We start from the raw sequence: 17,547 nt of genomic DNA on the forward strand, positions 1-17,547 counted from the left end.
ACCCCCGTATCGAGGAAGCCTTTCGCACCGTCAGGCGCGAGCCGTTCGTCGGACCTGGACCGTGGTCGATCTCTCTCGGCGGTCACCCCTATGTCGTGACGCCCGATGATGATCCCGCCTACCTCTATCAGAACACGCTGCTTGCGCTCGACAGCACGCGGAGTCTCAACATCGGGATGCCCGGCGCGCACGCCTATTGGCTCAGCGGTTGCGCGGTAAAGGAAGGCGAGACCGTGATCCAGATCGGCGCGGGGAGCGGCTATTACACCGCGATCCTCGCGCATCTCGTCGGCCCCGGCGGCCACGTCCATGCCTACGAGATCGACGAACGTCTGGCGGGACTCGCGCGCGAGAATCTGAAGGAGATCGTCCATGTGGATGTGCGGGAACGTTCGGGCGTGGCGTCCGATCTGCCCAAAGCCGACGTGGTCTATGTCTGCGCGGGCGCGGCGCAGCCGGCCACCGAATGGCTCGATGCGCTCCGGCCCGGCGGGCGGCTGGTGTTTCCGCTCGCGCCCGAAGGCATGCTCGGCGGCATGCTGATGATCACGCGCCCGGACGACGGTGCGGTCTGGCCCGCCAAATTCCTCGGGCGTGCCCAATTCATCGGCTGCGCGGGACTGCAGGATGCCGATGCCGCCCGGCGACTGGCCGAGGCGTTCGCAGGGGGATGGGAGGGCATGCAGTCGTTGAGGAGAGAGGGCGCTCCCGACGAGACGTGCTGGTTCGCCGGTGAAGGCTGGTGGCTGTCGACGGCACCGGCGCCTGTCGCGACTGCGCCCATCAAGCCCAACGCGGACATCACGCAGGCCTAGTGGCTAGAGCCATCATGACTTCGCGCAGCCGGCACAGTGAAAGCGGCCGCGTGAGGCCCTGAACAGGCTGCGGCAATACCAGCGCCGCGCCAGCGCCTGAGCGGGCCTGCGGATCATCTGCGCGATCAACAAGAGTTCGAAAGCCATTCATATCGCTTGTCGTGAAATATCCTGACCACAGAGATGGGGCGGCATCCCCAGAAGAGAATGCCGCCCAGATCGCACCTGCCATGCAGTGGTTCGGACGTAAAGCTTAACCGCGCTCAGCCGTGCAGCTTCTTGGCTGTCTCCGCGATCTGGCGGCCCTGATAGCGCGCACCGGCGAGCTCGTTGGCGCTGGGCTGCCGGCTGCCGTCGCCTCCGGTGATCGTGGTGGCGCCGTAAGGCGCGCCGCCGGTGACCTCGTCGAGCTTCATCTGGCCGGCAAAGCCGTAGTTCAGGCCGACCACGACCATGCCGAAATGCAACAGGTTGGTGATGATCGAGAACAGCGTCGTCTCCTGGCCGCCATGCTGGGTCGCGGTCGCCGTGAAGGCGCCGCCCACCTTGCCGTGCAGCGCGCCCTTGGCCCAGAGCCCGCCGGCCTGGTCGAGGAAGTTCGCCATCTGCGAGGCCATGCGGCCGAAGCGGGTGCCGGTGCCGACGATGATCGCGTCGTAGTTTGCGAGGTCCTCGATCTTGGCGACGGGGGCGGCCTGGTCGAGCTTGTAATAGGACGCCTTGGCGACCTCGGCCGGCACCAGTTCGGGCACGCGCTTGATGTCGACGGTGGCACCGGCTTCGCGGGCGCCTTCGGCAACGGCATTGGCCATCGCTTCGATGTGGCCATACGCGGAATAATACAAGACGAGAACTTTGGTCATGATGGTCTCCGTTGGATCCAGATTTGATTCGTCGGTGTCGGGAGCGTCATGCCGGGGCAAGCCCGCCATGACGAAGGTGGTGCTAAGCCGCGTCGACGAGCACGATCTCGGAATCTTCCAGTGCCGTGATCTTCAACCTGTCCTCGTCGCGGATCGCGGCGCCGTCGCGGGCGTTGACGCGCACACCGTTGATCTCGACTGATCCCGCCGCGGGCACCAGATAGAGGTGTCGCGACTTGTGCGGCACGTACTCCGCACTCTCACCGGCCTTCAGCGTGGTGGCGAGCACCCGCGCATCGGCGCGGATCGGCAGCGCGTCCGTGTCATGCTCGAAGCCGCTCGCGATGGTGACGAGCTTGCCCGAGCGATCTCCTTTCGGAAAAGGCTTCGAGCCCCAGGTTGGCTGTCCCCCGCGTGCGGTCGGCTCGATCCAGATCTGGAAGATGCGTGTCTTGGTCGGCTCGAGATTGTACTCGGAGTGGCGGATGCCGCTGCCGGCGCTCATCACTTGCACGTCGCCCGCTTCGGTGCGTCCCTCGTTGCCGAGGCTGTCCTGATGGGTGATCGCGCCCTCGCGCACATAGGTGATGATTTCCATGTTGGCGTGGGGATGGGCTGGAAAGCCGGTGTTCGGCGCGATCTCGTCGTCGTTCCACACCCGCAAGGCGCCGTGACCCATGTTGTCAGGGTCATAATGGCTTGCGAAGGAGAAATGATGCTTGGCGTTGAGCCAACCGTGATCGGCGCCGCCGAGCTTTGCGAAAGGTCTGAGTTCGATCATCTGCGTAATTCCTTGTTTGAGCGGGTGGCGGCTTGATCAGGCGCCGAAACCGCCGTCGACGTTGAGCACCGTGCCGGTGACGAAGGAGGCTTCCGGGCTTGCGAGGAAGACGATTCCGGCGGCGACTTCCTCGGGGCGGCCGAAGCGCTGCAACGCGTGCTGCTTGCGCTGGGTCTCGGCGAACTCGCCGCCGTCCTTCGGGTTCATGTCGGTGTCGATCGAGCCGGGCTGCACCACATTCACGGTGATGCCGCGCGGGCCGAGGTCGCGCGCTGCGCCCTTGGTGTAACCGACCACGGCCGCCTTGGTGGCGACGTAGTCCGCAAGGCCGGGGAACGAGGCGCGGTCGGCGAGCATCGAGCCGACGGTGACGATGCGGCCGCCTTCGCCCATCAATTGCGAAGCGGCACGGATCGCCGCGATCACGCCATGCACGTTGACGGCGTCCTGGCGGGCGAGCGCCTCGGTGTCGGCATTGGCATCGTCGATCGCGCCGCCGCTCGCGACGCCGGCATTGTTGACGAGGATGTCGAGATGGCCGAACTCCTTTGCGACATCGTTGACGAGCTGCGTCACGTCCTTGGCCGAAACCTGGTCCGCCCTGAAGGCGCGGGCCTTGACGCCCCGGGCCTTCAACTCGGTGACAACCGCTTCCGCCTTTTCGGGAGAGGCGACATAGCTGATGGCGACATCAGCACCTTCATCGGCGAGGGCGCGGGCAGAGGCCGCGCCGATACCGCGCGAGCCGCCGGTGACGAGGGCAACCTTGCCTGAGAGCTTCTTGGTCATTGGATTTCTCCAGTCCTGAATTTCTGATGACCCTTGGATAAGCCTCCGCCTGTGGTATAGAAATAGAAACTGTCGAAACACATTGTTTCCTTAAGCAGCCCAATTGGATCCGCTTTCATGGCCAAGCTCCCCGATTTCGAGGCACTCGCGATTTTCGCAAAAGTCGTGGAATTACGGTCGTTTGCGGGGGCCGCGGGCGAGCTCGCGATGTCGAAGGCGACGGTGTCCAAGGCGGTTACGCGCCTCGAAGAGCGGCTCGGCGCCCGGCTGTTCAACCGCACCTCACGCCGGCTTGCGCTGACCGACGCCGGGCACAAGCTCGCCGAGCGTGCGACGCGACTGCTGTCCGACGGCGAGGCGGCGGAGAACGAGGCGCTGGCGCAGTCGGTCGCGCCGCGGGGCTTAGTGCGGCTCGCTGTGCCCATGTCGTTCGGGATCAAGGCGGTGGCGCCGTTGCTGCCGGAGTTCTTCGAGGCTTATCCAGAGGTCTCGGTCGATCTGCATCTGAGCGATGCGACCATCGATTTGATCGGCGAGGGCTTTGACATGGCAGTGCGGATCGCACGGCTGCCGGACTCCTCGCTGATTGCGCGGCGGCTCTTCACGATGCCGCGCTTTACGGTAGCTGCGCCGTCCTATCTGAAGCGCGAGGGACGACCGACGCATCCGATGCATCTGGCCGCGCACAAATGCTTCAGCTATACCTATCTCTCTACGCCGAACGTCTGGCACTACACCAATGCGGCCGGCGAGCAGGCGAGTGTACGCCCAGGCGGCCAGCTCCGCGTCAACAACGGCGAAGCGGTGATGCCGGCGCTGATCGCCGGCTTCGGCATCGCAGACCTTCCGGAATTCATCGTCGGTGACGCCATCTCCTCCGGCGACGTCGAGGTGATCCTGAAGGACTGGAAGCAGGCCGAAGGCGCCGTGCATCTGGTGACGCCACCTGGCGGCCCGCGCCCCGCACGCGTCGAGGCGCTCGGCGATTTTCTTGCGGCGAAGCTGCCCGGTACGTGCAAGCAGCGGGCAAAGAAGAGCGAGCGAACAGCGTAGGTGCCGTAGGGTGGGCAAAGCGAAGCGTGCCCACCAATTCATGCGAGGGACCGCAAGTGCCTCAGTATCGCCGAGCGCAAGGCAACATGTTCTTCTTCACCGTCGTGCTAGCCGATCGGTCAAGTACGCTACTCGTCGACCAGGTTGATCGCCTACGCCAGATTTACCGAACGGTCGTGCAACGCCGGCCGTTCGAGACCGTCGCTATCTGTATCTTGCCGGACCACCTCCATGCGATCTGGGCGTTGCCTGAGGATGACGCCGACTTTTCGTCGCGATGGAATCTGATCAAGGGCAGCTTTTCGCGAGGCTTGGAGATCGGCGAGCGTTCAATCAGTAAATCGAGGAAGCGAGAGAAGGGCATTTGGCAACGCCGGTTCTGGGAGCACGCAATTCGCGACGATGCTGACTTGGAGCGGCACGTTGATTACATACATTTCAATCCTGTGAAGCATGGCCTCGTCGCGCGTGTGCGCGATTGGTCTTTCAGCAGCTTCCATCGCTATGTTGATCAAGGCGCCCTTCCTATGGATTGGGGAGGGGATGCGCGTGACATCGCAGGACACTTCGGCGAATGATTGGTGGGCACGGCGCTTTGCGCCTTTGCCCACCCTACGGCATATCGCCCAGTAGTACGACTAAGACACCTTCACGCCATCCTTCGCGACCACGCGCAAGCTCGGCTTCAACGTCTCTTCCAGTTGCGACTTCAATTCATGAACACGCGGGTCGCTCGATCTCTTCGCGCAGACCGCGTATTGATGCACGGATTGCGCCAAGGCGCGGCGCGCTTCCGGCGTTCGCGTCAATTCGGGCTTTGAAAGCCGCAACACGATAGCGGCGAGATTCACCAGCATCTCGTCCAGCGCCACGTCAATGGTCTGAAGTCTATTCATCGCTTCACTCCCTGGGAGGCAACGGTAGAGTCCGGGGGGCGTTCCTGACCGGGCGGAACATGGCTAATGCTTGGTTAATCCCGCCGCGCGGCTTGTTCTTGTGGACGGTCACGCTAGGCTGGCAGCGACACAAGAAAAAACAGGGGGAGGAAGTCTGCCATGGATCGACGCGATGTCCTGCGCGCCGCTGCCGCATTGCCGTTGTTGCCTGTGTTGTCGAGTGCGGCTTTCGCGCAAACCTATCCCTCTCGCAACGTCACCATGATCGTGCCGTTTCCGGCCGGCGGCCAGGCGGACCTCGCGGCCCGCCCCGTCGCACAGGCGCTGGAGCGAATCCTCGGCAAGGCGGTCATCGTCGACAACCGCGCCGGCGGTGGCGGTGGATCCGTCGGCAATGCCGCGGCGGCGCGCGCCGAGCCTGACGGCTACACGCTGCTGATGACGCTGTCCTCTCTTGCAGTGCTGCCCGAGGCCGACCGGCTGTTCGACCGTCCGGTCGCCTACGAGCTCTCGCAGTTCATGCCGATCGCACGGGTGCTGGCCGATCCCACGCTGCTCGCTGTGCCGGCCTCGGCGCCGTGGAAGACGGCGCAGGATTTCGTCGAGGACGCCAGGAAGCGCCCCGGCCAGATCACCTATGGCTCGTCGGGGCCTTACGGCACGCTGCATGTGGCGATGGAGATGTTCGCAAACAGCGCCGACATCAAGCTGCTGCATGTGCCATTTCGCGGCGCAGGTCCCGCACTGACCGCGCTGCTCGGCGGCACCGTGCAGGCGATCGCCGCCGCACCGGGAACGCTGAAGCCGCAAGTGGAGGACGGCAAGCTGCGCGTGCTCGGCAATTGCGGCGCCAAGCGAATCGCAAGCTTCCCCGATGTGCCGACGTTCCAGGAGCTCGGCTACAAGGACGTCGAGATGTACATCTGGGCCGGACTCTTTGCACAGAATGCTCTTCCTGCACCGATCGCGACTCGCCTGCGCGAGGCGATGGCGCAGGTGATGACGAGCCCGGACGTGCTCAAGGCCTTCGAAACGTCGGGCAGTCTCGTCGCTTATCAGGACGCGCCGGCGTTCGCCGAGTTCGTGGCGGTCGACAGCGCGCGGCTGATTACGGCGGTCAAGAAGATCGGCAAGGTCCAATAGGTTCCTGGCCCGTTTTCACAATTTTTTGTTGGTCCAGAACCTCTCCGCGTCTCATTGATTGAACAGAATTTGAGAGACTCGCGAAGGAATCGGACATGCGAACAGAGCGGATTGCGCTGGGTGTGGCGCTTGCGATTGGGGGCATCGTCGCGCAGGGCGTTGCATCCGCTGAAGAGTATCGCGGAACCATGGAGCAGCAGATGGCCTGCACGCCGGATGTGTGGCGGCTGTGTAGCGACCAGATTCCTGACGTGAGCCGCATCACGGCCTGCTTGCGGCAGAACACGCCGCAGCTCTCCAGCGGTTGTCGCGCGGTGTTCCAGTCCAACAACCAGATGCCCTCGCAGCAGCAGGTTCCGGGCAACCGCGTGGCGCCGGCGCCGCGATACAACAATGTGCCGCCACCACCTCCGCAGGCGCAGCCGCGGCCTTATGACGATAGCGACGATTAGTGCTGCCCAAGGCATGATCCGGGCGCCCGCACAGCAGTGGGCGCGAAGATGCGGCCGTGCCGCCTAGTTCAGCGCTCGCCCTTGCCGCCCGACTCAGGTCGATCCCGGAGCGCCGTCCGCATGATGGCGCCGAAGAGCAAAGCTGCCACCGGCCAATGGAACCAGATCTTGTGCATGCCGGTGAAAATATTGATCAGAATCAGAAAGGCCGACACCGTGAGGGCCCCCGCAATCGGGCGGGGCAGCTTCGCCAGCCCGTCTGAAACGAAGCCCATCCAATTGGATGACTCGGATCTGTCGCGGCGCGCGGCGTCAGTTTGCGACCCCGCCATTGCGGTCTGAGACGTCGGGCGTTCGCCAGGCGGAAAGCTCCGTGCTTGAGCGGTTTGGCCGCTCATGGTCACACGATAGCTGGTCACGGGCGCAATGTTTTTCATTGGACGCTGGCCGAGGCAGTCGAAGCCAACAGATAATTTGTTGTGCACCTGATCATAGGCGGAGCTGGAGATCACGATGCCGCCGGGCTCGGCAAGTTCCTGCAGACGCGCCGCGATATTGACCCCGTCTCCGTAGAGGTCGGAACCATCCACCATCACATCGCCGAGATTGATGCCGATGCGAAACCGCATCGGGGGAGGTGGGCCCGCATCCTGGTTGGAAATTTCCTGCTGAATCTCGACCGCACACTGCACGGCTTCGACGACGCTAGCGAATTCGGCGATGACAGCATCGCCCCAGGTATTCACGATCCGGCCGTCATGGCGCTCCACCAATCGCGCGATGGCCGTGCGGTAGCGGCGGAGTGTCTCCAGCGTTCCCGCCTCGTCTGCTTCCATGAGACGAGAATAGCCGTGCACATCAGCGCATAGCACGGTGGTCAGCCGCCGTTTGACCTTATCGTCGGGCATGGTCCGTACATTAGCCTCCCTGACCGGCAAATGCATCAGGCATCCCGCAGCTGCCTTACGGCCTGACCTCGCAGACATCGACCCATTCCGCTGCGGTCAGCTCGGCCATCCGTTCCGGCGTGATGCGCACCGCGCTATGGGTCGAGCCGGCGGCCGGCACCACCACGTCGAAGGCTTTCAGCGAGACGTCGCAATAGACCGGCAGCGGCGCCTTCAGTCCGAACGGGCAGACACCGCCGACCTCGTGGCCGGTGACCTCCGCGACCTCTTCCAGCCCCAGCATCTTCGGCTTGCCGCCGAACGCCGCCTTCACCTTCTTGTTGTCCATGCGCGAGGTGCCGGCCGCGACGATCAGGATGACGCGCTCGCCGATCCGCAACGACAGCGTCTTGGCGATCATTCCGGGCTCGACGCCATAGGCCTCGGCGGCCAGCGCCACGGTGGCGGAGCTGATCGGGGATTCGATGACTGATATGTCGGGGGCTTTTTCGGCGAAGAAATCGCGAACGGATTGAAGGCTCATTCAGGTCGGCTCATTCCAGACTTATGGGCGGGCGGCGATGCCTAAGCAATCTCTGGCAGCTCCGAGAGCGCCCGGACACGATGATCCGGCGTAAAGCCGAGCTCGTCCATCTGGGTGCGGATCGCCTTGAACATCGTCAGCGGTGCCACGAGTTCGTTCTCGACGCAAGCCAGCGCCATCGCTTCCGGCGTCACCCGTTCGATCCAGGCAACGTTCAGTCCGAATGCTTTCGCGCCCGCGACATCCCAGGGATTGGAGGAGACGAACAGCACCTCGTCAGGCGCGGTGCCGAGCGCCTCGCCGATCAGCTCATAGGCCTCCGGGCTCGGCTTGAAGATCTTCTTCGCGTCGACGCTGATCGTGGCATCGAGCAGGGCGTCGAGACCGGAGTTGCGCACGAGCGCATTCAGCATGTCCGGACTGCCGTTGGAGAGGATGGCGAGTTTTCGCGGTTTCAGAGCCGTGAGCGCTGCGGTCGCATCCGGATAGAGATCGAGATGCAGGTACTTCTCGACCACCCGCTCGAACGACTCGTTCTCGTAAGCGAGCCCGAGCACGCGCAGCGTATAAGCAAGCGAGTCGCGGGTGATGGCTGCAAAGTCCTGGTAGCGCCGCATCAGCGAGCGCAACCAGGTGTATTCGAGCTGCTTGATCCGCCAGATCTGCGTGATGATCTCGCCATAGCCCGGAAACGCATCCTCGGTGGTCTCGGCGACCGACTGGATGTCGTAGAGCGTTCCGTAGGCGTCGAAGACAACGGCTTTGAGGCTCAATTGACCTGTCCTCCGGGATCGTTGCGGTCCACGGACTATACAAGGCGCCGCGAAATCGGTCCAAGACGCAATAGCGACTTGGGCCTCTGTTTTCTAGAATCTGATCACGATCTTGCCGAAATGTGAGCCGGTCCGCAGGTGCGCATATGCTTCGGGGACGTCGTCGAATTCGTAGATCCGATCGACGATCGGGTGGATCGCATGTTCGGTCAGGAAGCGATTCATCGCGGCAAAGTGTTCCACCGATCCGACGGTGACGCCGATGATGTCGGCATTCTCCCACTGAAGGCGCGCGAGGTCGGGCTTGGGGCCGAAACCCGTCAAAACCCCGATCTGGACGATCTTGCCACCTGAAGCGACCGATCGCAGCGATCTGTCGTAAGTGCCGGGACCGCCGAGTTCGAGGATATGACTGGCCCCTGCGCCATCCGTTGCCTTCATCAGGGCGACATCCCAGTCAGGCGTATCGCGGTAGTTGATGAGGATCGAGCCGCCCAGCGTCTTGGCGCGGGCGAGTTTTTCGTCCGAGGAGGATATCACGATCGCACGCGCTCCCAGCGCGGATGCGAATTGAAGACCGAACAGCGCAACGCCGCCTGTTCCCTGGACCAGCAGCGTGTCGCCTTTGCGCATCCCGCCGCGTGCGATCAGGCCGTGGAAAGCCGTGACGCCGGCGCAGGGCAGGGTCGCGGCCTCCACCGCAGACAAATGTGCCGGCACCGAGACCAGCGCGGTTGCCGGCAGCACGACATACTCAGCCAGCATTCCGTCCATCGTGTTGCCACCGAGGGATGACGGAATATAGCTGGACTTGAACGGCCCCGAGATCCAGTCGCGGAAGAACGATGCAGCGACGCGGTCTCCGAGCCGCCATTGCGCGACGTCGGCGCCGATGGCGTCAACGACACCCGCACCGTCGGAGAGTGGCACGCGGCCGTTGAACTCGCCTTGGCCTGCGCGGTCGAGGATCAGGAGGTCGCGGTAATTCAGACTTGCCGCTTCGACCCGCATGCGGACCTCGCCATTGGCGGGTTCAGGTTTGCTGATTTCGGCGCGCGCAAGGCGGCCAGCACCAGCATTCAAATGGTAGGCTTTCATCGTTGGCTCCCTTCACAAGTGGATTCACTTGGACGAGCAAAGTCTGTAAGGTCTGACAGTGCTGTCAGGGTCAAGAGGCTTCAGATGAAAATCGGCGAACTCTCCCGGCGGACGGGGGTCAGCGTCCGAATGCTGCGCTACTACGAAGGCGAAGGACTGCTTGCGCCGCTGCGGACGAACTCCGGCTATCGCGACTATGGCCCGGCCGAAGAGGAAACCGTACGGCGCATCAAGATGCTCGGCGGCGCGGGGATGACACTCGAAACCATCAAGCGCTTGCTTCCCTGCGTCAGGAACAACGATCCAGCTTTCACGCCATGCAACGAGCTGCGAAAAATACTCACGCAGCAGGTCGGCCTGATCGATGAACGTATCGAGACGCTCAGCGAAAGCCGGACAATCTTGGCGGGCTATCTGGCAAGCGTGAACTGATCGCATAACGCGGCCGTCGGATTCAGCGCGTCAAGGCCGCCATCCGCGATTTAGACCTGCGCGGCGGCATCCGCTCAAGTCTTAGGCCTTGAGGGCCTGAGCGTGAGGGCTTCGATAGCAGCGTCGAAGCCCTCGATGCGCTGACGGGATCGCCCCTAGATCCCCAGCAGCTTCCGCGCGTTCGCCTTCAGCACCTTCGGCCGGATCTCGTCGCGGATCTCGATCTTGGCGAAATCCGACAGCCAGCGGTCCGGTGTGATCACCGGCCAGTCCGAGCCGAACAGCATCTTGTCCTGCAGGATCGAGTTGATGTAGCGCACCAGGATCGGCGGGAAATATTTCGGAGACCAGCCCGAGAGGTCGATATAGACGTTCGGCTTGTGGGTCGCGACCGACAGTGCTTCCTCCTGCCAGGGGAAGGAGGGATGGGCGAGGATGATCTTGAGGTCGGGGAAGTCGGCCGCGACGTCGTCCATGTACATCGGGTTGGAATATTTCAGCCGCATGCCCATGCCGCCGGGCATGCCCGAGCCAACGCCGGTCTGGCCGGTGTGGAATAGCGCGATCGCGCCGCCATTGTTGATTTCTTCGTAGAGCGGATAGGCCATGCGGTCGTTGGCGTAGAAGCCCTGCATGGTCGGGTGGAATTTGAAGCCGCGCACGCCGTATTCCTCGATCAGCTTGCGCGCCTCGCGCACCCCGAGCTTGCCCTTGTGCGGATCGATCGAGACGAAGGGGATGAGGACGTCGAGATGGTCGGAGGCGATCTCCAGCATCTCCTCATTCTTGTAGCGGCGGAAGCCGGTCTCGCGTTCGGCATCGACCGGGAAGATCACGGCGGCGATGTTCTTGGATCGATAGTAGGCGGCGGTCTCCGGCACGGTCGGCGGATGCTTGTGCGGCGACTTGAAATAGTCCGCCATCTGCGCTTGGAAGTCGTCATAGCCGTCGTCGGGATGGGTGCCGCAGGGCTCCTCGGCGTGGGTGTGGATATCGATGGCGACGACGTCGTCGATATTGGGCAGCTTCAGCTTCGGCATGGGTTTCCTCCCGACGGGTTGTCGAATTGATTATATGATATAACGAACTTGGCAAGGTATTGTGGGATAAGGCGTTGTAGGACCGGCGTCGTCCGAGCCAGATTGGGCCGATCCGGCCGTTTCTACTTTGCATGGGGTTGTTTTCCAGAATTTGGTGGGTGGGATCGGGGCCAGTTAACATTGACATCCGGTCCTCCCATGCCTTAAGAACCGCCCCGTCCCGGGCGGTCGGTCCGCCAGCGGGAAAATCTCATTATGCCTCATTCGCGCGTGCCGAAACGGTAGTGCCGAACACGGCCTTTCGAACGTTCAGGATTCTGCCATGAAGGTCCGTAACTCGCTGAAATCGCTGCGCGGTCGCCATCGCGCCAACCGCCTGGTCCGCCGCAAGGGCCGGGTCTATGTGATCAACAAGGTGCAGCGCCGTTTCAAGGCGCGCCAGGGCTGATATTGCCCTGCCGGACGCCCGCGCGCGCGCCCCGCAAGACCACGGTCTCACACGAGTTTGACGCCGCCCTGCTTTGCAAGGGCGGCTTTGCGCGTTTAGACTTCGACCATGGCAGTGAGATTCCTCGTCGCGCGCACCCTGTGTCTGGCTCTTGTGCTGGGAGCCGCCGGACTCGGTCCGGCGCTGGCGCAGGCTGATCCGCCGGCCCCGCCCGGCAAGCAGAAGAAACTTCCGGAAGCGCCGGCCAAGCTGCCCAAGGTCGATCGCACCAAGAATCTCGATTTCCTGTTCGGCGCGCTGAAAGCTGCGCCCGACGAGGCCAGCGCCAAGCACGTCGAGGCGCGGATCTGGGCGATCTGGATCCAGACCCCGAGCGACACCGCGGCGCTGCTGATGGCGCGGGCCAAGACGGCGGTCGACGCAAAGAAGATCGAGGTTGCGATCAAGCTGCTGGATTCGGTCGTGAAGCTCAGGCCCGATTACATCGAAGCCTGGAATCGTCGCGCGACGCTCTACTACATGCAGAACGATTATGGCCGCTCGCTCGCCGACATTCGCGAGGTGTTGATCCGCGAGCCCCGCCATTTCGGCGCGCTCGCAGGCCTCGGCATGATCATGCAGGAAGTCGGCGACGAAAAGCGTGCGCTCGAGGCCTACCGCAAGGCGCTCGCCGTCAATCCGCACCTCGAGAAGATCCCCGATCAGGTCAAGGCGCTGACCGAGAAGGTCGAAGGCCGCGACATTTAGCGGACAAGTCGATCATTGCTCGAGCGAATGCGGCGCTAGCCGATTAACCACGATGACACGCGCCGCGTTACGAGGGGTATGGGTGGCCCCGCCGCAGGCCTACCTTCATCGCGGGAGCACAGCCATGAAGCGTTTGATCTTTGCAGGTATGTTGCTGTTGGCATCGAGCACGGCGAGCCTTGCCGACGGACTGTTCTGGGTGGTCGGCAACCGCGCCACCGGACAATGCAACATCGTGACCAGCAATCCCGTGATCATCGGCGACGTCTGGTTCGGGGACGGTCCCTACAAGTCGAAGGCCGACGCCAAGCTTGCCCGTTCGACCATCCGCGCCTGTCCCGCACCCACGGCTGACGAGGAAAAGGACGAGGACACCACGAACTAGGTCGACAGCGACCTAGTGCAAAACGCTGCCTTCACGCTCGGCGAGGCCGCGATCGACCGCTGCGGCGTAGGCCTTTGCCAGCTCCGTCTCGAGGTGCTCGTTGATCAGCAGCAGCGCGCGCACGGCACCGCGCAGGTCGCCGTGGCAGCTTGCCACGATCTCGTCGATCGCAGTGTCTTTGGATCTCAGGCTCATCGAAATTCTCCGGTTCAAATCAGGATAAATCCTGCCGGTCTTTCCCGCATCCCCGAGGGTTGCGAGCACGATCGGCGCCCACCCGCGTCTAAATGGCGGAACCGACCGTGGCGATTATAAGGAAGCCGCGATGACGACGGCATGAAGCTGTTTCGAAGCCTGCGTGCTTCGGGGAGCGGTATTGATTTCGTTGCGTTTTTCCCGCTTGAATTATGCACATATCCACAGCCCCGCCATTTCAAGTGGAGCGCGGGGGCTCCCCGGGCGAAACTGCCGCCCGTAAGCCGCGTAACTGCCCTGTGCCCTGGATCGCCCGGATTCCATCCATGATCGTGATGTCAGTCGTGACCGCGCTGGTTCTGCTGGCGCTGGTCACGCAGGCCGGCGTCCTCGCCGTGCAACGCGCCTTTCCACCGCAGGGCCGGATGATCGAGGTCGATGGCGCCGTGCTTCACCTCGTCGATATCGGCCCGCACGATTCGGGCCTGCCGATCGTGATGCTGCACGGCGCGAGCTCCAACCTCGAAGCGATGCGGCGGCCGCTCGGCGACCTCCTTGCCAGGGATCATCGCGTCATCCTGATCGACCGTCCCGGCCACGGCTGGAGCACGCGGGCGCGGCGGCAGGATTCGACGCCGGAGGTGCAGGCGCGGATGATCGATGAGGCGCTTGGCAAGCTCGGGATCGATCGCGCGGTCTTCGTGGTGCATTCCTGGAGCGGCGCGCTCGGCGCGCGGCTGGCGCTCGATCATCCCGGCCGCGTCGCGGGCCTTGTGATGCTCGCGCCGGTCACCCATCCCTGGTGCGGCGGCGTCGGGCGCTACAACGAGATCATCGCAACGCCCGTAATCGGCCCGCTGCTCGCCTACACCATAACCCTGCCGCTGGGCTACTTCCTGAGCGAGCCCGGCGCGCGCAACGTCTTCCTGCCGCAAATGATGCCGGATGGTTTCGTGCAGGACTCCGCGACGCCGCTGCTGCTGCGCCCGCGCGAGTTCATCGCCAATGCCTATGATCTGGTGACGCTGAAGGACGCGGTCGCCGCGCAGGTCGTCCGCTACGGCGAGATATCGGCGCCGGTCACGATCATCGCCGGCGAACCCGACAAGACGGTGAAGACCGACATTCACGCGCGCCTGTTCGCCGCCGCCGTGCAGAATGCCAAGCTGATCGTGCTGCCCGATCTCGGCCACATGGTGCAGAACGCGGTGCCGGATCTCGTGAAGACGGAGATCGAGATGATGATCGGGAAAATAGCTTCCATAAAGGCGGTAAGCGGCTAAGCAGCCTTCTCCGCGAGAGGTCTGGCACGCTCGATCCGCTTGCGCTCACGCGGCGAATTCATTGCTTCCCAAAGATCTGTGCGGCGTTGGACGTTCAGCCAGAAATCGGGACTATTGCCGAAGACGCGCGCGAGAATGAGGGCCGTTGCCGCGGTCACGTTCCGGCGATCGTTGCAAAGCTCGTTGACGTGCTTGCGCGGCACGCCCATGGCCTCAGCGAGCGCTCCTTGGGTCAGGCCAAATGGGTCCATAAACTCTTCGGTTAGAATTTGCCCGACCGTTGCAGGCTTGCGCTTGGTCATCAGCATGCGGTCTGCCTATCTGTAGCTGTGATCGTCCAAATAGACTTCTTCGGCCTCGCCCCGGCTGCTGGACCATCGAAAGACCAGCCGCCATTGCTTGTTGATGCGGATCGAATGCAATCCTGCCAGATTGCCGCGCAGCTTCTCGAAATGATTGCTTGGGGGCACCCGAAGGTCCTGATCCGACGTCGCGTCGTCGAGCATCTGAAGCTTGCGAAAAAGTCTGTCCTCGATATCGGCGGGAATCCGTCTTGATCTGACGTCGTGAACGAAGAAGGCGTGCAGCCATTCGTCACGGAAACCCGAGATCATCAACAAGCCCCGCCGGTTGAACCATTGTACCACATAGTGGTACAATGGCAACGCTCATAGCCGGCGGGGCTTCTTTTCAGGAAAATACCCCTGGATTTGGCGGCGAGGACGCCGCTTGTCGCGCGCTTACTGCTTGACCTTCCCGTCCTTGTCGAACTGCGACACGTAGGCCCAGAGATTGTTGATCTCGGTTTCGTTCTTGATGCCGGCGAATGCCATCTTGGTGCCGGGGATCTTGGCCTTGGGGTCCTTGATGTATTCCTTGAACTGCGCCTCGTTCCAGGTGATGCCGGAATTCTTGTTCGCATCCGAGTAATTGTAGTCCGGCGCGGTGCCGGACTTGCGGCCGTCGAGGCCGTTGAGCTCGGGGCCGACCTTGTTCTTGGCGCCTTCGCCGATCGCGTGACAGGCCAGGCATTTGTTGAACGAAGACTTGCCGGCCGCGGCATCCTGCGCCATCGCGGCAGGTGCGGTGGCAATCGCGGTGAGGATGGTCAAGGCGCCAAAAATCAGTTTTGTCATCGGGTGCTCTTCGTCTCTTCCCTGGGGGCTGGTCAGTTGCATGCCTGATCGGCAATGGTCGGACCTGCCGGTTTTGGCAGGCCTGCTCGGATTGGACAAGCCGCCAAACCATGGCAGGTTTCACGATTTCCTACTTGTCCCAGAGCGAACTCGCGCAAGATCGTCGATCCGACTTTCGGATGGCCTACCCAAACCACCGCGGACGTGGTTGATTTATCGCGACAAATCGATCGTGCGGCCTTGACCGGAAGGATATGCCATGAAGGAAATGTTATGGCCATCATGATGCCCGCGAGCGACCAGGCCGTGCTTGCGCGCCGCGCTGAGATCGTGGCTGCATTGCGCGCAATCGTGCCGGGCGAAGGCGTGATCGATACGCCTGCCGAGATGCGGGCCTATGAATCCGACGGATTGACGGCCTATCGGCAGCCGCCGATGGTCGTGGTGCTGCCCGACACGACCGAGCAGGTTTCGCTCGTCCTGAAATATTGTGCAGGGCAGGGCATCAAGGTGGTGCCGCGCGGCTCCGGCACCTCGCTGTCCGGCGGCGCGCTACCGCTGGAAGACGGCGTGCTCCTGGGCCTCGGCAAGTTCAAGCGCATCCGCGAGATCGATTTCGACAACCGCGCCGTCGTCACCGAGCCCGGCGTCACCAACCTCGCGATCAGCCAGGCGGTTGCGCATGCCGGGTTCTACTACGCGCCGGATCCGTCCTCGCAGATCGCCTGCTCGATCGGCGGCAATGTCGCGGAGAATTCCGGCGGCGTGCACTGCCTGAAATACGGCATGACCACCAACAACGTGCTCGGCTGCGAGATCGTGCTGATGAGCGGCGAGATCCTGCGCATCGGCGGCAAATCGGCGGAGAATTCCGGCTACGACCTGATGGGCGTCATCACCGGCTCGGAAGGCCTGCTCGGCGTCATCACCGAGATCACGGTGCGCATCCTGCAAAAGCCGGAGACGGCGCGCGCGCTGATGGTCGGATTCGCGCAAGTCGAGGCGGCCGGCGAATGCGTGGCGCGCATCATCGGCGCTGGCATCATTCCCGGCGGGATGGAGATGATGGACAAGCCCGCGATCCACGCCGCGGAGGCCTTCGTCCATGCCGGCTATCCGCTCGATGTCGAAGCCCTCCTCATCATCGAGCTCGATGGTCCCAAGATCGAGGTCGACGAGCTGATCACGCGAGTCGAGACGATTGCGAACGCTTGCGGCTCGACCACCTGCCAGATTTCGACCTCGGAGGCCGAGCGCAATCTGTTCTGGGCCGGTCGGAAAGCCGCGTTCCCCGCCGTCGGCCGCATCTCGCCGGACTATCTCTGCATGGACGGTACGATTCCGCGCGGCGCGCTGCCGAAGGCGCTGGCGCGCATCCGCGAGCTATCGGAAAAATACCAGCTCGGCTGCGCCAACGTGTTCCATGCCGGCGACGGCAATCTGCATCCGCTGATCCTCTATGACGCCAACAAGCCCGGCGAGATCGAGCGCGCCGAAGCCTTCGGCGCCGATATCCTGCGCGCCTGCGTCGAGTTCGGCGGCGTGCTCACCGGCGAGCACGGCGTCGGCATCGAGAAGCGCGATCTGATGCCGGAGATGTTCAGCGAGATCGACCTCAATCAGCAGCAGCGCCTGAAATGCGCCTTCGATGCGCAGGGCCTGCTCAATCCCGGAAAGGTGTTTCCGACCCTCCATCGCTGCGCCGAGCTCGGCCGCATGCACGTCCACGCCGGCAAGCTGGCGTTTCCCGACATCCCGCGATTCTAGCGTCGCCTCGCTGCAACGCG

At 63.2% G+C, this 17,547-nt stretch carries 24 protein-coding genes; 11 read left to right on the top strand and 13 right to left on the bottom strand.

Annotation, left to right across the window (positions count from 1 at the left end):
- Positions 1 to 815: protein-L-isoaspartate O-methyltransferase family protein (locus AC0L2J_RS24305; protein ID WP_473394773.1), on the top strand; the 815-nt coding region annotated here is incomplete at its 5' end.
- A 263-nt stretch (positions 816 to 1,078) separates the two neighbouring features.
- Here AC0L2J_RS24305 and wrbA read toward each other — a convergent pair.
- The 3 genes from wrbA to AC0L2J_RS24320 form a co-directional block, all read right to left on the bottom strand.
- Positions 1,079 to 1,678, bottom strand: a complete 600-nt coding sequence (gene wrbA / locus AC0L2J_RS24310; RefSeq protein WP_473394774.1) for an NAD(P)H:quinone oxidoreductase — start codon at positions 1,676 to 1,678, stop codon at positions 1,079 to 1,081.
- Positions 1,679 to 1,760: 82 nt separating this feature from the next.
- Positions 1,761 to 2,459, bottom strand: coding sequence for a pirin family protein (locus tag AC0L2J_RS24315; RefSeq protein ID WP_007615027.1), 699 nt, complete (start codon positions 2,457 to 2,459; stop codon positions 1,761 to 1,763).
- A gap of 36 nt (positions 2,460 to 2,495) precedes the next feature.
- Positions 2,496 to 3,248: an SDR family NAD(P)-dependent oxidoreductase gene (locus AC0L2J_RS24320; protein ID WP_473394775.1), complete on the bottom strand. Its 753-nt coding sequence runs from the start codon at positions 3,246 to 3,248 to the stop codon at positions 2,496 to 2,498.
- 117 nt (positions 3,249 to 3,365) lie between these two features.
- Here AC0L2J_RS24320 and AC0L2J_RS24325 point away from each other — a divergent pair, with 117 nt between their 5' ends.
- A complete protein-coding gene (locus tag AC0L2J_RS24325; RefSeq protein ID WP_473394776.1) occupies positions 3,366 to 4,301 on the top strand; it encodes a LysR family transcriptional regulator in 936 nt (311 codons plus the stop codon).
- A gap of 56 nt (positions 4,302 to 4,357) precedes the next feature.
- Positions 4,358 to 4,879 carry an REP-associated tyrosine transposase gene (locus tag AC0L2J_RS24330; protein ID WP_007615024.1) on the top strand — a complete coding sequence of 174 codons (522 nt, stop codon included), beginning with the start codon at positions 4,358 to 4,360 and terminating at the stop codon, positions 4,877 to 4,879.
- Between the two features lie 60 nt (positions 4,880 to 4,939).
- Here AC0L2J_RS24330 and AC0L2J_RS24335 read toward each other — a convergent pair whose 3' ends face one another.
- A complete protein-coding gene (locus AC0L2J_RS24335) occupies positions 4,940 to 5,197 on the bottom strand; it encodes a hypothetical protein (protein WP_007615018.1) in 258 nt (85 codons plus the stop codon).
- Positions 5,198 to 5,356: 159 nt separating this feature from the next.
- Here AC0L2J_RS24335 and AC0L2J_RS24340 point away from each other — a divergent pair, with 159 nt between their 5' ends.
- The gene (locus tag AC0L2J_RS24340) at positions 5,357 to 6,340 is read left to right on the top strand and encodes a tripartite tricarboxylate transporter substrate binding protein (protein WP_007615015.1); all 984 of its coding nucleotides are present in this window, start codon (positions 5,357 to 5,359) and stop codon (positions 6,338 to 6,340) included.
- Positions 6,341 to 6,435: 95 nt separating this feature from the next.
- Positions 6,436 to 6,792, top strand: coding sequence for a hypothetical protein (locus AC0L2J_RS24345; RefSeq protein WP_007615013.1), 357 nt, complete (start codon positions 6,436 to 6,438; stop codon positions 6,790 to 6,792).
- Positions 6,793 to 6,860: 68 nt separating this feature from the next.
- Here AC0L2J_RS24345 and AC0L2J_RS24350 read toward each other — a convergent pair whose 3' ends face one another.
- The 4 genes from AC0L2J_RS24350 to AC0L2J_RS24365 form a co-directional block, all read right to left on the bottom strand.
- Entirely contained in the window at positions 6,861 to 7,700 is an 840-nt protein-coding gene (locus AC0L2J_RS24350) for an adenylate/guanylate cyclase domain-containing protein (RefSeq protein ID WP_473394824.1), read from the bottom strand.
- Between the two features lie 55 nt (positions 7,701 to 7,755).
- Entirely contained in the window at positions 7,756 to 8,223 is a 468-nt protein-coding gene (locus AC0L2J_RS24355) for a YbaK/EbsC family protein (protein WP_473394777.1), read from the bottom strand.
- Between the two features lie 41 nt (positions 8,224 to 8,264).
- Complete coding sequence (locus tag AC0L2J_RS24360; RefSeq protein ID WP_473394778.1) at positions 8,265 to 8,996, bottom strand: haloacid dehalogenase type II; 732 nt, start codon at positions 8,994 to 8,996, stop codon at positions 8,265 to 8,267.
- 93 nt (positions 8,997 to 9,089) lie between these two features.
- Positions 9,090 to 10,094 carry a zinc-dependent alcohol dehydrogenase family protein gene (locus AC0L2J_RS24365; RefSeq protein WP_007615007.1) on the bottom strand — a complete coding sequence of 335 codons (1,005 nt, stop codon included), beginning with the start codon at positions 10,092 to 10,094 and terminating at the stop codon, positions 9,090 to 9,092.
- 84 nt (positions 10,095 to 10,178) lie between these two features.
- Between AC0L2J_RS24365 and AC0L2J_RS24370 the strand changes: the two genes are divergently transcribed.
- Entirely contained in the window at positions 10,179 to 10,526 is a 348-nt protein-coding gene (locus AC0L2J_RS24370; protein ID WP_063993983.1) for a MerR family transcriptional regulator, read from the top strand.
- Between the two features lie 155 nt (positions 10,527 to 10,681).
- Here the strand turns inward: AC0L2J_RS24370 and AC0L2J_RS24375 are convergent, their stop codons facing one another.
- Positions 10,682 to 11,566 (bottom strand): amidohydrolase family protein, encoded by an 885-nt coding sequence (locus tag AC0L2J_RS24375; RefSeq protein WP_027565452.1) that lies wholly within the window; start codon positions 11,564 to 11,566, stop codon positions 10,682 to 10,684.
- Between the two features lie 322 nt (positions 11,567 to 11,888).
- On the opposite strand from AC0L2J_RS24375, the gene ykgO reads away from it, so the two are divergent.
- The 3 genes from ykgO (at position 11,889) to AC0L2J_RS24390 (ending at position 13,146) form a co-directional block, all read left to right on the top strand.
- Positions 11,889 to 12,014, top strand: coding sequence for a type B 50S ribosomal protein L36 (gene ykgO / locus AC0L2J_RS24380; RefSeq protein ID WP_006611362.1), 126 nt, complete (start codon positions 11,889 to 11,891; stop codon positions 12,012 to 12,014).
- Positions 12,015 to 12,122: 108 nt separating this feature from the next.
- The gene (locus AC0L2J_RS24385) at positions 12,123 to 12,761 is read left to right on the top strand and encodes a tetratricopeptide repeat protein (protein WP_063993982.1); all 639 of its coding nucleotides are present in this window, start codon (positions 12,123 to 12,125) and stop codon (positions 12,759 to 12,761) included.
- A 124-nt stretch (positions 12,762 to 12,885) separates the two neighbouring features.
- Complete coding sequence (locus AC0L2J_RS24390; protein WP_473247237.1) at positions 12,886 to 13,146, top strand: hypothetical protein; 261 nt, start codon at positions 12,886 to 12,888, stop codon at positions 13,144 to 13,146.
- 12 nt (positions 13,147 to 13,158) lie between these two features.
- Here the strand turns inward: AC0L2J_RS24390 and AC0L2J_RS24395 are convergent, their stop codons facing one another.
- Complete coding sequence (locus tag AC0L2J_RS24395) at positions 13,159 to 13,341, bottom strand: hypothetical protein (protein ID WP_007596968.1); 183 nt, start codon at positions 13,339 to 13,341, stop codon at positions 13,159 to 13,161.
- Positions 13,342 to 13,667: 326 nt separating this feature from the next.
- On the opposite strand from AC0L2J_RS24395, the gene AC0L2J_RS24400 reads away from it, so the two are divergent.
- Positions 13,668 to 14,624: an alpha/beta fold hydrolase gene (locus AC0L2J_RS24400; protein ID WP_473394779.1), complete on the top strand. Its 957-nt coding sequence runs from the start codon at positions 13,668 to 13,670 to the stop codon at positions 14,622 to 14,624.
- Here AC0L2J_RS24400 and AC0L2J_RS24405 read toward each other — a convergent pair.
- From AC0L2J_RS24405 to cycA, 3 genes are all read right to left on the bottom strand, one after another.
- Positions 14,621 to 14,932 carry a HigA family addiction module antitoxin gene (locus AC0L2J_RS24405; protein WP_063993979.1) on the bottom strand — a complete coding sequence of 104 codons (312 nt, stop codon included), beginning with the start codon at positions 14,930 to 14,932 and terminating at the stop codon, positions 14,621 to 14,623. The two genes, AC0L2J_RS24400 and AC0L2J_RS24405, sit on opposite strands and share 4 nt — an antisense overlap.
- Before the next feature lie 9 nt (positions 14,933 to 14,941).
- The gene (locus AC0L2J_RS24410; protein ID WP_063993978.1) at positions 14,942 to 15,238 is read right to left on the bottom strand and encodes a type II toxin-antitoxin system RelE/ParE family toxin; all 297 of its coding nucleotides are present in this window, start codon (positions 15,236 to 15,238) and stop codon (positions 14,942 to 14,944) included.
- A gap of 126 nt (positions 15,239 to 15,364) precedes the next feature.
- Positions 15,365 to 15,760: a cytochrome c-550 CycA gene (gene cycA, locus AC0L2J_RS24415; protein WP_007615001.1), complete on the bottom strand. Its 396-nt coding sequence runs from the start codon at positions 15,758 to 15,760 to the stop codon at positions 15,365 to 15,367.
- A gap of 273 nt (positions 15,761 to 16,033) precedes the next feature.
- On the opposite strand from cycA, the gene AC0L2J_RS24420 reads away from it, so the two are divergent.
- Complete coding sequence (locus AC0L2J_RS24420) at positions 16,034 to 17,527, top strand: FAD-linked oxidase C-terminal domain-containing protein (RefSeq protein WP_007596965.1); 1,494 nt, start codon at positions 16,034 to 16,036, stop codon at positions 17,525 to 17,527.
- The last annotated feature ends 20 nt before the right edge of the window (positions 17,528 to 17,547 follow it).

Source organism: Bradyrhizobium sp. MV1.5 (assembly GCF_055807615.1).

Bases quoted from the DNA above. Each gene is read 5' to 3' on its own strand.
- wrbA (WP_473394774.1), bottom strand. From the start codon at position 1,678: ATGACCAAAGTTCTCGTCTTGTATTATTCCGCGTATGGCCACATCGAA.
- AC0L2J_RS24315 (WP_007615027.1), bottom strand. From the start codon at position 2,459: ATGATCGAACTCAGACCTTTCGCAAAGCTCGGCGGCGCCGATCACGGT.
- AC0L2J_RS24320 (WP_473394775.1), bottom strand. From the start codon at position 3,248: ATGACCAAGAAGCTCTCAGGCAAGGTTGCCCTCGTCACCGGCGGCTCG.
- AC0L2J_RS24325 (WP_473394776.1), top strand. From the start codon at position 3,366: ATGGCCAAGCTCCCCGATTTCGAGGCACTCGCGATTTTCGCAAAAGTC.
- AC0L2J_RS24335 (WP_007615018.1), bottom strand. From the start codon at position 5,197: ATGAATAGACTTCAGACCATTGACGTGGCGCTGGACGAGATGCTGGTG.
- AC0L2J_RS24340 (WP_007615015.1), top strand. From the start codon at position 5,357: ATGGATCGACGCGATGTCCTGCGCGCCGCTGCCGCATTGCCGTTGTTG.
- AC0L2J_RS24345 (WP_007615013.1), top strand. From the start codon at position 6,436: ATGCGAACAGAGCGGATTGCGCTGGGTGTGGCGCTTGCGATTGGGGGC.
- AC0L2J_RS24350 (WP_473394824.1), bottom strand. From the start codon at position 7,700: ATGCCCGACGATAAGGTCAAACGGCGGCTGACCACCGTGCTATGCGCT.
- AC0L2J_RS24355 (WP_473394777.1), bottom strand. From the start codon at position 8,223: ATGAGCCTTCAATCCGTTCGCGATTTCTTCGCCGAAAAAGCCCCCGAC.
- AC0L2J_RS24365 (WP_007615007.1), bottom strand. From the start codon at position 10,094: ATGAAAGCCTACCATTTGAATGCTGGTGCTGGCCGCCTTGCGCGCGCC.
- AC0L2J_RS24370 (WP_063993983.1), top strand. From the start codon at position 10,179: ATGAAAATCGGCGAACTCTCCCGGCGGACGGGGGTCAGCGTCCGAATG.
- AC0L2J_RS24375 (WP_027565452.1), bottom strand. From the start codon at position 11,566: ATGCCGAAGCTGAAGCTGCCCAATATCGACGACGTCGTCGCCATCGAT.
- ykgO (WP_006611362.1), top strand. From the start codon at position 11,889: ATGAAGGTCCGTAACTCGCTGAAATCGCTGCGCGGTCGCCATCGCGCC.
- AC0L2J_RS24385 (WP_063993982.1), top strand. From the start codon at position 12,123: ATGGCAGTGAGATTCCTCGTCGCGCGCACCCTGTGTCTGGCTCTTGTG.
- AC0L2J_RS24390 (WP_473247237.1), top strand. From the start codon at position 12,886: ATGAAGCGTTTGATCTTTGCAGGTATGTTGCTGTTGGCATCGAGCACG.
- AC0L2J_RS24395 (WP_007596968.1), bottom strand. From the start codon at position 13,341: ATGAGCCTGAGATCCAAAGACACTGCGATCGACGAGATCGTGGCAAGC.
- AC0L2J_RS24400 (WP_473394779.1), top strand. From the start codon at position 13,668: ATGATCGTGATGTCAGTCGTGACCGCGCTGGTTCTGCTGGCGCTGGTC.
- AC0L2J_RS24405 (WP_063993979.1), bottom strand. From the start codon at position 14,932: ATGCTGATGACCAAGCGCAAGCCTGCAACGGTCGGGCAAATTCTAACC.
- AC0L2J_RS24410 (WP_063993978.1), bottom strand. From the start codon at position 15,238: ATGATCTCGGGTTTCCGTGACGAATGGCTGCACGCCTTCTTCGTTCAC.
- cycA (WP_007615001.1), bottom strand. From the start codon at position 15,760: ATGACAAAACTGATTTTTGGCGCCTTGACCATCCTCACCGCGATTGCC.
- AC0L2J_RS24420 (WP_007596965.1), top strand. From the start codon at position 16,034: ATGGCCATCATGATGCCCGCGAGCGACCAGGCCGTGCTTGCGCGCCGC.